Annotated in this window: 13 protein-coding genes; 8 read left to right on the top strand and 5 right to left on the bottom strand. The window is 39.6% G+C overall.

What is annotated here, in order from left to right:
* Positions 1 to 246: 246 nt before the first annotated feature.
* The 7 genes from sapA (at position 247) to gstA (ending at position 7407) form a co-directional block, all read left to right on the top strand.
* Positions 247 to 1938, top strand: a complete 1692-nt coding sequence (gene sapA / locus AACU98_RS01450) for an ABC transporter substrate-binding protein SapA (RefSeq protein ID WP_004243105.1) — start codon at positions 247 to 249, stop codon at positions 1936 to 1938.
* Positions 1935 to 2900, top strand: a complete 966-nt coding sequence (gene sapB / locus AACU98_RS01445; protein WP_017628082.1) for a putrescine export ABC transporter permease SapB — start codon at positions 1935 to 1937, stop codon at positions 2898 to 2900. The genes sapA and sapB overlap by 4 nt, the downstream gene beginning before the upstream one ends.
* Positions 2887 to 3780, top strand: coding sequence for a putrescine export ABC transporter permease SapC (sapC, locus tag AACU98_RS01440; protein WP_004243108.1), 894 nt, complete (start codon positions 2887 to 2889; stop codon positions 3778 to 3780). The genes sapB and sapC overlap by 14 nt, the downstream gene beginning before the upstream one ends.
* Positions 3780 to 4781, top strand: coding sequence for a putrescine export ABC transporter ATP-binding protein SapD (gene sapD / locus AACU98_RS01435; RefSeq protein ID WP_004248150.1), 1002 nt, complete (start codon positions 3780 to 3782; stop codon positions 4779 to 4781). Before sapC ends, sapD begins: the two co-directional genes overlap by 1 nt.
* The gene (gene sapF, locus AACU98_RS01430) at positions 4771 to 5580 is read left to right on the top strand and encodes a putrescine export ABC transporter ATP-binding protein SapF (protein WP_004243110.1); all 810 of its coding nucleotides are present in this window, start codon (positions 4771 to 4773) and stop codon (positions 5578 to 5580) included. The genes sapD and sapF overlap by 11 nt, the downstream gene beginning before the upstream one ends.
* A gap of 208 nt (positions 5581 to 5788) precedes the next feature.
* On the top strand, positions 5789 to 6577 hold the full coding sequence (gene fabI, locus AACU98_RS01425) for an enoyl-ACP reductase FabI (protein ID WP_004243111.1): 789 nt from the start codon (positions 5789 to 5791) through the stop codon (positions 6575 to 6577).
* A gap of 218 nt (positions 6578 to 6795) precedes the next feature.
* Positions 6796 to 7407: a glutathione transferase GstA gene (gene gstA, locus AACU98_RS01420; RefSeq protein ID WP_004248152.1), complete on the top strand. Its 612-nt coding sequence runs from the start codon at positions 6796 to 6798 to the stop codon at positions 7405 to 7407.
* 78 nt (positions 7408 to 7485) lie between these two features.
* Here the strand turns inward: gstA and pdxY are convergent, their stop codons facing one another.
* The 4 genes from pdxY to anmK form a co-directional block, all read right to left on the bottom strand.
* Positions 7486 to 8355 (bottom strand): pyridoxal kinase PdxY, encoded by an 870-nt coding sequence (gene pdxY / locus AACU98_RS01415; protein WP_004248153.1) that lies wholly within the window; start codon positions 8353 to 8355, stop codon positions 7486 to 7488.
* A gap of 120 nt (positions 8356 to 8475) precedes the next feature.
* On the bottom strand, positions 8476 to 9750 hold the full coding sequence (tyrS, locus tag AACU98_RS01410; RefSeq protein WP_161734685.1) for a tyrosine--tRNA ligase: 1275 nt from the start codon (positions 9748 to 9750) through the stop codon (positions 8476 to 8478).
* Positions 9751 to 9880: 130 nt separating this feature from the next.
* Positions 9881 to 10534, bottom strand: a complete 654-nt coding sequence (gene pdxH, locus AACU98_RS01405) for a pyridoxamine 5'-phosphate oxidase (RefSeq protein WP_004243118.1) — start codon at positions 10532 to 10534, stop codon at positions 9881 to 9883.
* A 43-nt stretch (positions 10535 to 10577) separates the two neighbouring features.
* Entirely contained in the window at positions 10578 to 11690 is a 1113-nt protein-coding gene (gene anmK, locus AACU98_RS01400; protein WP_049196267.1) for an anhydro-N-acetylmuramic acid kinase, read from the bottom strand.
* Positions 11691 to 11910: 220 nt separating this feature from the next.
* Between anmK and AACU98_RS01395 the strand changes: the two genes are divergently transcribed.
* Positions 11911 to 12378, top strand: coding sequence for an outer membrane lipoprotein (locus AACU98_RS01395; protein WP_004243121.1), 468 nt, complete (start codon positions 11911 to 11913; stop codon positions 12376 to 12378).
* 344 nt (positions 12379 to 12722) lie between these two features.
* Here AACU98_RS01395 and slyA read toward each other — a convergent pair whose 3' ends face one another.
* Positions 12723 to 13151, bottom strand: coding sequence for a transcriptional regulator SlyA (gene slyA / locus AACU98_RS01390; RefSeq protein WP_004243123.1), 429 nt, complete (start codon positions 13149 to 13151; stop codon positions 12723 to 12725).
* Positions 13152 to 13365 lie beyond the last annotated feature (214 nt).

The raw sequence follows: 13365 nt of genomic DNA, 5'->3' as shown, positions 1-13365 counted from the left end.
TACAGACAAAAAAAAAGCCAGCACCCGAGCTGGCTAGTAAAATAATACTGGAAGCAATGTGAGCAATGTCGTGCCCTTGTGCGAAAAACCTCTATCGCCAAAGGACAATACGGATGATAATCTTTATCATTAGCGTTTGTAAAGCTTTTTATTGAGAATTTTTCTCAATTTGTTTTTTTTGACAATTTTGGGCTAGCCAGTTTTTTAAGTTACAATAGCCAAATCGTTTATCTAAAAGACATAATTATGCGCCCTATTTTACTTATTAGTACTATGCTACTGGCTTCAATAAGTATGACTTGTATGGCAGAGATAGCTACCAAAGCTACAGAGCTATCTGTCGCGCAAGAGCCTACAAACATTCATCAAAATGGCTTTGTCTATTGTGTTGATGGCAGTGTAAATACCTTTAATCCTCAACTTTCGAGCAGTGGATTAATTATTGATCCCCTAGCCGCGCAACTTTACGATCGTCTTTTAGATGTTGACCCTTATACCTATCGTTTGATCCCTGAAATTGCCGCACGTTGGGAGTCTCTCGATAATGGCGCAACTTATCGCTTTTATTTGCGTAAAAATGTGTCATTCCAGACAACACCTTGGTTTACGCCTACACGTAAACTCACCGCAGACGATGTTATCTTTAGTTTTGAGCGCATGTTTTCTGCCAATAATCCTTATAATCAAGTTAATGGTGGTAAATACCCCTATTTTGATAGTTTAAGTTTGGCGGATAATATCAAATCAATTAAAAAGTTAGGCAAATACACCGTTGAATTTAATCTAAAATCTCCTGATGCTTCTTTTTTATGGCATTTAGCAACCCATTATGCGCCTATCCTTTCAGAAGAATATGCCAGTAACCTTGAAAAATCGGGTAATCAATCGCAACTTGATTGGAAACCTGTAGGCTCAGGGCCTTTTTACCTTGATGAATTTCAGCCAGGCCAATTTGTTCGATTACTGAGAAATGAGCAATACTGGAAAGGTCAGCCCAAAATGCAACAAGTGGTTATAGACACGGGTGCAGGCGGTACTGGACGTATATCTAAACTCTTAACGGGAGAGTGTGATGTTTTGGCCTATCCTGCGGCAAGCCAATTAAAGGTCTTACGTGATGATCCTCGTTTACGCCTTACATTACGTTCAGGAATGAATATTGCTTATCTTGCGTTTAATACTAATAAGCCACCGTTTAACGATCTAAAAGTGCGTCAAGCCATCGCTTATGCGATTAATAATGAACGACTAATGGGATCTATTTATTACGGTACGGCTGAAACAGCCGCATCGGTTTTGCCTCGTGCCTCTTGGGCTTATGATAATCGCGCTAAAATTACCGAATATAACCCTGAAAAATCGAAGCAAATATTAAAAGAGTTAGGACTTGAAGGACTTAAATTAAATCTTTGGGTTCCCAGCGCTCCGCAATCTTATAATCCCAGCCCGTTAAAAATGGCTGAGTTAATTCAAGCTGATTTAGCCCAAGTAGGTATTCAAATGAATATTCGGCCTATAGAAGGTCGCTATCAAGAAACCAGTTTGATGGATAGAACTCATGATATGACTTTATCAGGATGGTCAACGGACAGTAACGACCCCGATAGTTTTTTCCGCCCATTATTTAGTTGTGCGGCTATTAGTTCGCAAACCAATTTAAGTCATTGGTGCTCACCGGCATTTGATAATGTGCTACAACAGGCGCTTTATAGCCAACAACTGGCCTCTCGTATAGACTATTATCACCAAGCACAAGATATTTTAGCGCAAGAGCTACCGGTTTTACCATTAGCTAATTCTTTACGTATGCAGGCTTATCGTTATGATATTAAAGGACTTGTATTAAGTACATTTGGTAACGCTTCTTTTGCCGGTGTGTATCGCGAAGCAGAAGTTGATGAGGATAGTCACAACCAAGAGGCTACAACAAACCCATGATTATCTACTCGATACGTCGCTTACTGTTATTAATTGTGACGCTCTTTTTCTTGTCACTGGTGAGCTTTAGTCTCAGCTATTACACACCCAATGGACCGTTAAGTGGTGCTTCTTTATTTGATGCCTACTTTTTTTATACCCACAATATGTTCCATTTTGATTTTGGAATTTCTTCAATTAATGGCGAACCCATTAAAGCACAACTTATTGAAGCATTTCCTGCCACTATGGAGTTATGTGCATTGGCATTTATCTTTGCCCTGCTTATCGGCATTCCTGCAGGGATCATCGCAGGTGTATGGCGCAATAAACCTGCAGATACTTTTATTAGTCATCTCGCACTTTTGGGCTTTTCAGTTCCGGTCTTTGGTCTTGCATTATTACTGACGCTTTTCTTTTCATTAAAGCTAGGTTGGCTACCTGTTTCAGGCCGTATTGATTTACTGTATAACTTACAGCCTATAACGGGGATCGCAGTCGTTGATGCTTGGCTATCGGATTCGCCTTATCGTCAACAGATGATCATAAACGTTTTACAACATTTAATTCTACCCGTGACTACACTAGCTATTGCTCCTACTACGGAAGTCATTAGGTTGATGCGTAATAGTACAGAAGAGATCATGGTTGAGAATTATGTGAAAGCAGCGGCAACCCGTGGCTTATCGCGCTTTACTATTATTCGCCGTCATATTCTACATAATGCATTACCCCCTATTATTCCCAAATTAGGCTTACAGTTTTCTACCATGTTAACACTGACGATGGTGACCGAAATTGTTTTTAACTGGCCAGGATTAGGCCGTTGGCTAGTAACGGCCATTCGCCAACAAGACTATTCGGCTATTTCAGCCGGTGTTATGGTTGTTGGTTCAATGGTTATCATCGTCAATGTGTTATCAGATATTGTCGGTGCGATGAGTAATCCAATGAAACACAAGGTGGGATATGCCTTTAGATAGCCAGTTTTATAAAGAGAAAAAAACACCATCACCTGCCGCGGTGATTTGGCAATGTTTTTCTAAAGATATTCTCTCCATGGTGGGCTTTTATGGTGTTATCTTTCTGTTAATATTAAGTATTGTTGGTCCTTATATTGCGCCTTATGCACTCGACCAACAATTCTTCGGTCATCAATTAACACCGCCTTCTTGGTATCAAAACGGTAATGTCACCTTCTTTTTTGGTACTGATGATTTAGGGCGCGATGTCTTTAGCCGTATTTTAATTGGTACGAGTATGACCTTTGGTGGCGCTTTTATTGTCACCTTTGCGGCGACACTGATGGGGTTAATTATGGGTTGCCTTGCAGGAATGACCCATGGCCTAAAATCCGCAGTGTTAAATCATATTTTAGATACACTGTTATCCATTCCATCACTCTTATTAGCCATTATTGTGGTCGCTTTTGTGGGGGCAAGTTTAGAGCACGCCATGATAGCAATTTGGCTAGCACTACTCCCCCGCTTAGTGAGAATGATCTATTCAGCGGTAAATGATGAATTAAATAAAGAGTACGTTATTGCCTCACGTCTTGATGGTGCATCAAATATCTCTATTTTATGGTATACCGTATTGCCGAATATTACCCCAGTATTGGTTTCTGAATTAACTCGGGCTTTTTCTATCGCAATATTAGATATCACGGCATTAGGTTTTCTGAATTTAGGCGCTCAATTACCTTCCCCTGAATGGGGGGCGATGCTCGGCGATTCCCTAGAGTTAATCTATGCTGCACCTTGGACAGTCCTTATCCCCGGAGCCACCATTATGATCAGTGTATTACTTGTCAATTTATTAGGGGATGGCTTACAACGTGCCATTAATGAGGGGGTGGAATAATGCCGTTATTAGACATACGCAACCTAACTATTGAATTTATGACGCCCGATGGCCCAGTAAAAGCGGTAGATCGCGTTTCCATTACCCTCAGTGAGGGAGAAGTAAGAGGTTTAGTCGGTGAATCTGGCTCCGGAAAAAGTTTGATCGCTAAGGCAATTTGTGGCGTGACTAAAGATAATATTAAAGTGACTGCGGATCGCTTTCGGTTCGATGATATTGATTTACTTAAATTGTCACCAAGAGCACGTCGTCGGGTGATTGGTCATAATGTGTCGATGATTTTCCAAGAGCCTCAATCTTGTCTTGATCCGGCGACCAAAATTGAACACCAGCTTATTCAAGCAATCCCTGGTTGGACATTTAAAGGCCACTGGTGGCAACGTTTTCATTGGCGAAAACGCCGTGCAATTGAGTTACTTCATCGGGTTGGTATTAAAGATCATAAAGATATCATGCGCAGCTATCCTTATGAGTTAACCGAGGGTGAATGCCAAAAAGTGATGATAGCCATTGCCATTGCTAACCAACCCCGTTTACTGATTGCCGATGAACCAACTAATGCGATGGAGCCGGCAACACAAACACAAATATTTCGTTTACTCACCCGTTTAAATCAAAATAATAATATGACTATTTTATTAATTAGCCATGATTTGCAGTGGATGAGTAAATTAGCCAGTAAAATTACGGTCATGTATTGTGGTCAGACAGTGGAAACCGCCATACCTGAAGAACTATTGGTTACCCCCTATCATCCTTATACACAAGCCCTTATCCGCTCTATTCCTGATTTTACTAACTCTTTGCCTCATAAAAGCCGTTTAAATACGCTACCCGGTGCGATCCCCTCTTTAGAGCACCTACCTGTTGGGTGCCGTTTAGGCCCTCGTTGTCCTTATGCACAACGTCAATGTATTGAAGCACCTCGATTACGTGCATTTAAAAATCATGCGGTGGCTTGTCATTTCCCATTAAATGTGGAGACGACAGATGTTCGATAAATTACTTGAAGTCAAAAACTTATCAAAAACATTTCGTTACCGTACAGGATTATTCCATCGCCAGCAGTTGAAAGCGGTAAAACCGGTGAGTTTCACTCTTGAACCGAAGCAAACACTGGCGATTATTGGCGCTAATGGTTCAGGTAAATCAACATTAGCTAGAATGTTATCCGGCGTTACAGAGCCAACGGGTGGTGATATTTTTATAAACGGTCATCAATTAAGTTTTGGCGATTACTCTTATCGTAGTCAACGCATTCGGATGATATTTCAAGATCCCACAAACTCACTCAATCCACGTCAGCGTATTGGGCAAACATTAGATTTACCATTACGACTTAATACCGAACTTAGTGGCATAGAGCGAGAAAAACGCATTTATCAAACTTTGCGGCAAGTGGGACTATTACCAGAACATGCTAATTACTATCCACATATGTTTGCCTCAGGACAACGCCAGCGGATCGCCTTAGCTCGTGCTCTTATTTTACAGCCACAGGTGATTATAGCGGATGAAGCTATTGCCTCTTTAGATATGTCTTTACGTTCACAAATTATTAATTTGATGTTAGAGCTACAAGAGACACATGAAATTGCCTATATCTATGTGACACAAAATTTAGGAATGACTAAGCATATTAGTGATAAAGTCATGGTGATGGATAATGGTGAAGTGGTCGAGCGTGGTAACACCGCTGAGGTATTAGCATCACCTTTACATGAAGTGACACGTCGATTAGTGGCTAGTCATTTTGGGGAAGCACTTACGGCAGAAGCTTGGCGACAAGATTTACCTTAATATTAAACAGCATTAACATCATATTAATTGTTTATTATTTCACCCTTTTCCTTCAACTCCTCGGAGGTGCAAGGGAAATTAAACAAATTTACAAATGTCGTGGTAGAATCAGCCACGATTTATTAACAATAAGCGTGATAACCTAACAGATAAATAAAATTCTGCATGATGTTATTATCGCAATTTACGAACAAACAAGGATACAGCTATGGGCTTTATGACCGGCAAACGCATTCTGATTACTGGTGTTGCGAGCAAATTATCAATTGCTTATGGTATTGCCAAAGCCATGCATGATCAAGGCGCTGAACTGGCTTTTACTTATCAGAATGAAAAACTCAAACCTCGCGTTGAAGAGTTTGCAGCCTCATTAAATTCTAACATCGTATTAGAGTGTGATGTGTCAAAAGATGAAAGCATTGACGCAATGTATGCAGAGCTAGCAAAAGTTTGGCCTAAATATGATGGTTTTGTTCACTCTATCGGTTTCGCACCTGCTGACCAATTAGATGGCGACTATGTTAACGCTGTCACTCGTGAAGGCTTTAAAATTGCCCATGACATCAGTGCATATAGCTTTGTTGCAATGGCAAAAGCAAGCCGTGCAATGTTAAATCCAAACTCTGCATTATTAACGCTGACTTACCTCGGTGCTGAGCGTGCAATTCCTAACTATAATGTTATGGGGTTAGCTAAAGCTTCTCTAGAAGCAAACGTACGTTATATGGCAAATGCTATGGGTCCTGAAGGTATTCGTGTTAACGGTATCTCTGCAGGTCCAATTCGTACCTTAGCAGCATCTGGTATCAAAGATTTCCGTAAAATGTTAAGCCATTGCGAATCTGTCACCCCTTTACGTCGCACAGTCACTACTGAAGATGTGGGTAATACTGCAGCTTTCTTATGCTCTGACTTATCTGGCGGGATCACCGGTGAAATCATTCACGTAGACGGTGGTTTTAGCATTGCAGCAATGAATGAATTAGAGTTGAAATAATTTCCCTTTATTTCATTACATTCTTTCTGAAAACCTCGAAATTCTTCGAGGTTTTCTTTTTTCATGAATAAGTTGTACTGTTCACAGATTTACAAAAGCCTATTTTATTTGCCAGATTTGCGTTTGCTAAATTCTTATAACGCCTTATTATCTAATGTTAGTGAGGATATTTCTTATCTTCACGGGTATCACCACTCATTGATAGGGAGTTATTTAAGATGAAATTGTACTACACGCCGGGTAGTTGCTCGCTTTCTCCTCATATCGTTCTACGTGAAACGGGTCTCGACTTTTCTATTGAGCGCATTGATTTACGCACCAAAAAAACAGAGTCAGGGAAAGATTTTCTTGCCATCAACCCTAAAGGGCAAGTTCCGGTTCTTCAATTAGATAATGGTGATATTTTAACGGAGGGTGTTGCTATTGTGCAGTATCTTGCCGATCTGAAGCCAGATAGAAATCTTATTGCCCCACCAAAAGCATTAGAACGTTATCATCAAATTGAGTGGCTAAACTTTCTTGCCAGTGAAGTTCATAAAGGCTACAGCCCTCTATTTTCATCTGATACGCCTGAAAGTTATCTCCCTGTGGTAAAAAACAAACTAAAAAGTAAATTTGTTTATATTAATGATGTACTAAGCAAACAAAAATGTGTTTGTGGTGATCACTTTACTGTGGCGGATGCGTATCTGTTTACGTTAAGTCAATGGGCACCTCATGTGGCGCTAGATTTAACCGACTTAAGCCATTTACAAGACTATCTAGCACGTATTGCACAACGTCCTAATGTGCATAGTGCACTAGTCACGGAAGGATTAATAAAAGAGTAAGATTGCTATAAAGGCGAGTCTCATTAATAAACATAAAAAGCGGAAATTAATGACTTCCGCTTTATATTAACAATATGATTAATCTAACTGCGTTGCACAGAAGTTATGGGTTGGGTGCACCATTTGATCTTGAGCGGCGACGAGTTGTAACTCGTACTCATTCATCTCTTTAGTTTTTAACATCACTTCATAAACAGCAGCAGCAACATGCTCTAATGCCGTTTTTAGCTCAACACCTTTTAGTAAATCCACCAGCATTAAACCACTGGTTAGATCCCCGACACCAACAGGCTGACGTTCACCAAAATCAACCAGCGGTCGGCTCACATGCCAACTGTGATCTGCAGTCACCAGTAACATTTCAAAGCGATCATGACGAAAGCCTGCTCGTGATAAATGTTTTACTAATACAATTTTAGGCCCTTGCTGGCATAATTGACGGGCCGCTTTTACACATTGGTCAACATTATGCAGCGTTGCTCCACCAGCTAATGTTTCAAGTTCTAATAAGTTGGGTGCAATAATATCACTGATGGGCAAGGCATCTTCACAAAGTACGCCAGAAACTTCTGGAGGCACAATACAACCTTTTTCAGGATGTCCCATAACCGGATCACAAAAGTACCATGCGTTAGGATTAGCTTGTTTGACTTTTTTTACAATATCAACAATGCGTCGGCCTTGCTCTGCCGAGCCAAGATAACCACTTAATACCGCATCACACTGTGCTAATTTACCAATAGCAGCGATACCATCAACGATCTCAGTGATATGCTCTGCCGACATCACACAACCCGTCCATTTTTCTGGATATTGTGTGTGGTTGGAAAATTGAACCGTATTTAAAGGCCAAACATTTACCCCCATACGGCGCATTGGAAATTCAGCAGCGCTATTACCTGCGTGACCAAAAACTACATGAGATTGAATAGAGAGTATATTTTTCATGACATAAACCGATTATTGTGAATACACACAACACCCAAGCTTTATTATCATAGGCGAGGTATACACATTTATTTATTGTTATCAAAAAAGGGCAACCTACTGTTGCCCTTTTGTTGTCAATTATTTCCAGATAACAAGGCAGTAATGTTTTTTACCGCGACGTAAAATGGAATAATGACCAAATAAGAAATCTTTTTCTTCAAAGACGTATTCAGGATTATCCTGTTTTTCGCCATTAATAGATACTGCGTTAGAGCCAATCATTGTACGAGCTTGACCACGAGAAGGAACTAATTCTGCATTGACCAGTGCTTGTTGTAAATCATTGCCTTTTTCTAACTCAATAGTTGGCATACCATCTTGCGCTAATTGTTCAAGATCAGCTTGCGTTAAATCTGCAATAGCTCCTGAAAATAGGCTATCGGTAATACGTTTAGCGGCAGTTAAACCTTCTTCACCATGAACTAAACGTATAACTTGTTCTGCTAACACACGTTGGGCGCGAGGTGCTTGACCGCTGTTTTTATCTTCCTCTTCCAGTGCATTAATCTCCTCAATGCTCATAAAAGTGAAGAATTTTAAGAAGCGATACACATCCGCATCCGCGGTATTGATCCAGAATTGGTAGAATTTATATGGGCTCGTTTTCTTCGGATCTAACCAAACAGCACCACCTTCTGTTTTACCAAATTTAGTACCATCAGATTTGGTAATTAAAGGTACTGTCATACCAAATACTTGTTTTTGGTTGAAACGGCGAGTTAGATCAATACCCGAAGTAATGTTACCCCACTGATCTGAGCCACCAATTTGTAACTCGACACCGAGGTTTTTGTTTAATGACGCAAAGTCATAAGCTTGTAACAGATTATAAGCGAATTCAGTAAAAGAGATCCCCACATCGTCACGGTTTAAACGCTGTTTAACCGCTTCTTTGTTGATCATTTGGTTCACAGAGAAGTGTTTACCGATATCACGCAGGAAGGTTAGCACATCCATTTGACCAAACCAGTCATAGTTGTTTGCTAATTCCGCACTGTTTTCACCACGGTCGAAATCTAAGAAAGGTGACACTTGTTTACGAATTTTTTCTACCCACTCGTGAACAGTATCTTGGGTATTCAGTTTGCGCTCGGTGGCTTTAAAACTAGGATCACCAATAAGACCCGTTGCACCACCCACCAACGCCACAGGCTTATGCCCGGCTAGTTGGAATCGTTTTAAACACAGCAAAGGAACCAAATGCCCCAAGTGCAGGCTATCAGCGGTAGGATCGAAGCCACAATAGAGAGCGATAGGACCTTGCTCCAAACGCTCCACTAAAGCTGCCTCATCCGTGACCTGAGCGATAAGCCCACGCTCCTGCAATTGTGTGATTAGGTTCTTGCTAGACATCAATGACTCCATCGGTTTATTGTTTTTTGTCTATTTAAAATATAAGTGAAACACAAGTGGTATAGCATAAAGCGCCACTACATTAAGTACCAGTAGAAAAAGCCTTTTTGATACAAATTTATTAGCCCAATTAAGGTGCTAAACGTTCAATAGACCATCCTTCTGGTGATTTTTGGTATATAAAGCGATCGTGTAGACGATTTTCTCTACCTTGCCAAAATTCAACAGAGTCAAAAGTGACTCGATATCCTCCCCAGAAACTGGGTAGAGGTACTTCTCCATGTTGAAATTTTTGTTTTAACTCCAAAAACTTACTTTCAAGCACCCCACGGGCAGAAATGCGAGAAGATTGTTTTGATGCCCAAGCTGCTATTTGGCTATCTTTAGGACGGCTATGGAAATATTTTACGACTTCAAATGCTGAAAGTTTCTCAGCTTTCCCTAAAAAACAGACTTGTCGCTCTAAAGGATACCAAGGGAAGAGTAAACTGACTCTTTGGTTATGTTCTAAATGACTCGCTTTACGGCTACCTAAGTTGGTATAAAAAACTAAACCTTTTTCATCAAAGTGCTTTAACAGCACAATACGTTGATAAGGTTGTCCATTTTCATCAACGGTTGCCACACACATGGCAGTAGGATCACTTAAGCGAGCTTCACAAGCTTGCTTAAGCCATTTTTCAAATAAAACTAATGGCTGTTCGGTTAATTCATGACGGCGTAATCCACCTTTCATATATTCACGTCGAAGATCAGCAACATCAATAAAATCCAGATCTGTCATTTTTCACTCTCTCTTTTGAGATACTGTGCTCAGCATATCACGCTTATCGAGGATTTGTAGGATAAATCGCCCCTAAAATTGTTTCTCGTGATGCCCCTGTAACAGAAGGTAAATTGCCGGGTTCATTTGCCATTGTTCGTGCGGCCAACCACGCAAAAGCTAATGCTTCCATATCATCGCCACTAAGACCATATTTGTCCGTTAACGAGACTTCTGTACCCGGTAATAAACTAGCAAGACGATGCATAATTTGACCGTTTTTTGCCCCACCACCACACACCAATAAACGCTCACATCCACCATTGAGTTGTACTTGCTGTGCAATACTGATAGCGGTTAGCTCTACTAAAGTTGCCTGTACATCCTCTGGAAATACATTGGGTACTTTAGCCAAATGATAATGTAACCATTGGGTATTAAAATATTCTCGTCCAGTACTTTTTGGCGCTGAACGAGAAAAATAGGGATCTGCCAGCATTTCCTGTAATAATTGGGTATTCACATTTCCAGTTGCTGCCCATTGCCCATTATCATCATAAGCTGTCTGATTATGAACCCAGTTCCAACTGTCTAACAGCATATTGCCAGGGCCTGTGTCATATCCTTTCACTGCAACGCCAGGTAATAGCAACGAAATATTGGCAATACCACCAATATTTAACACAATGCGTTTTTCTGTAGGATGGCCTAATACTGCAAGATGAAATGCAGGAACCAATGGTGCACCTTGCCCACCATATGCCATATCACGACGACGAAAATCCCCGACAGTGGTTATTCCTGTCAAGGCAGCCACTCTATTGTTATCACCAATTTGCATGGTAAACGGGATATCACTTTCTGGCTCATGCCAAATTGTTTGACCATGACATCCTATCGCCGTGATATCAGCAGCACTTAATCGCGCTTTCGCTAATAATTCCATAATAGCTTTTGCATAGAGTTCACCCAGTTGCGCATCTAATAAGCCTAACTCATGCAACGTCACAGGTTGGCCTTGGCAAACGGCTAAAATGCGTTGACGCAAGGTTTGAGGATAAGGTAAAAAATGGTTGACTTGTTGAGCAACCAGTTTATTACTAATGGCGGCCAACACCACATCAACACCATCTAAACTTGTACCAGACATCACACCAATGTATCGCCCTGCTTTCATGTCCTTTTCCTTATAATCAAGATGATGCAACTTTTTAACATATAATGTTATATTCTTTTTTTCGGAAATCTCTTCAGTGTTTACTTGCGCTCTTTACTATATAGTAAGAGGTATACGATTAAAATCAGTGTCGACATATGCAAAAAATAAGCTATAACTGATATTAAATTAAATTGATATAATCTGAAAAATTATTATCAGATTTCCATTAGGAGTAATTATGTTTAAGCATTTACTTGTTGGTCTTTTTGCTGTGACAACGCTGGCTGGTTGTGTAAATACAAGCTCTTTATCAGGTGATACTTATACAGCAAGTCAAGCTAAACAAGCACAAAACGTAACTTATGGCACCATTGTTTCAGTACGTGCAGTAAACATTCAAGCCGGTAGTGATGAAAATGTTCTTGGTGCTATCGGTGGTGCCGTATTAGGTGGTTTATTAGGTAATACAATTGGTGGTGGTACAGGCCGTAACCTAGCAACCGCAGCGGGTGCTATTGCTGGTGGTATGGCTGGACAACAAGCACAAGGTGCTTTAAACACAACCAAGGGTGTGCAATTGGAAGTACGTTTAGATAGCGGTAAAACTGTGGTTGTCGTACAAAAAGCAGACAATACTGCCTATAGACAAGGTCAACGTGTTGCTGTGATTGGTAACGGCAATAATCTCACCGTTTCTCCACGCTAAGTTTATTTACTTGAGATGTGTGATAAGCAAAACAGGCAACCATTCTAGTTGCCTGTTTTATTAATAGAAATTATTTTACTTATAATAACCAGTTTTATAACTTATTAATTAATTCAAACATTGCATTATCTATCTTTAATTAATGATAAAAATCACTCGTCTTTTATCATCAATTATTAATTGATAACGCTTTTATTATAAGATCAACAATAGACTTCATAGATAAAATCATCTTATCTACCCTCTAGTAGAACTATAATAAATCCTTTGAAATTAAATAATAAATAGAATTATTACAAATAAAACCATTAGAAATAAAATTGCTGTAAATTAGCCCAATTTAATTAGTCATGTAATCTAATTATATTTTTCTCTAGCTTTTTAATAAGATAAATCAAGTTGTCTATTTCTTCCTTCTTTATACCACTTAATATTTCTTGACGTGTCTTCTCAATAACTGCATAAACTTCTGAAATAAAAGGTTCTGATTCTTTTGTTAACGTTATACGCTTTGCTCTGCGATCACTTGAACAAGTATGTCTACAAATCAGTTTTTTTTCTTCTAACTGATCGAGAGTTCTCACTAATGATGGTTGTTCAATACCAATTGCTTTAGCCAACTGGATTTGAGATTGTTCTGGAGGCAGTTGACTAATATTATACAACGTTACCCAATGAGTTTGAGTCAATTTTAATGGCTTGAGTCGGTGATCAATTAAGGCACGCCATAATCGAACTAAACGCGCTAAATCAGCTCCTAATGTTGATTCCACTTATCCCTCCTTAAATTCGCTTTTCTTTCAGCTTTTACAAAGTTTAGATATGTTCTTTAAAAACACTATTTTGTAAATTACATTATTTATTGATTGATGAGCCGACCTCTTTATCTTATTTTTATAATATTAGAATCCTATTTATTAGATAGGAAATTATTTTTAAGATCCAATTATGTATATTTATCGCCACGAATGAATCTCTATAAAGAAT

Origin of the sequence: Proteus sp. G4380 (assembly GCF_963885725.1) — a bacterium.
GTDB classification, from domain to species: Bacteria; Pseudomonadota; Gammaproteobacteria; order Enterobacterales; family Enterobacteriaceae; genus Proteus; species Proteus mirabilis.
The sequence above is the reverse complement of the archived record's forward strand: the minus strand, read 5'-3'. Positions and strand labels throughout refer to the sequence as shown.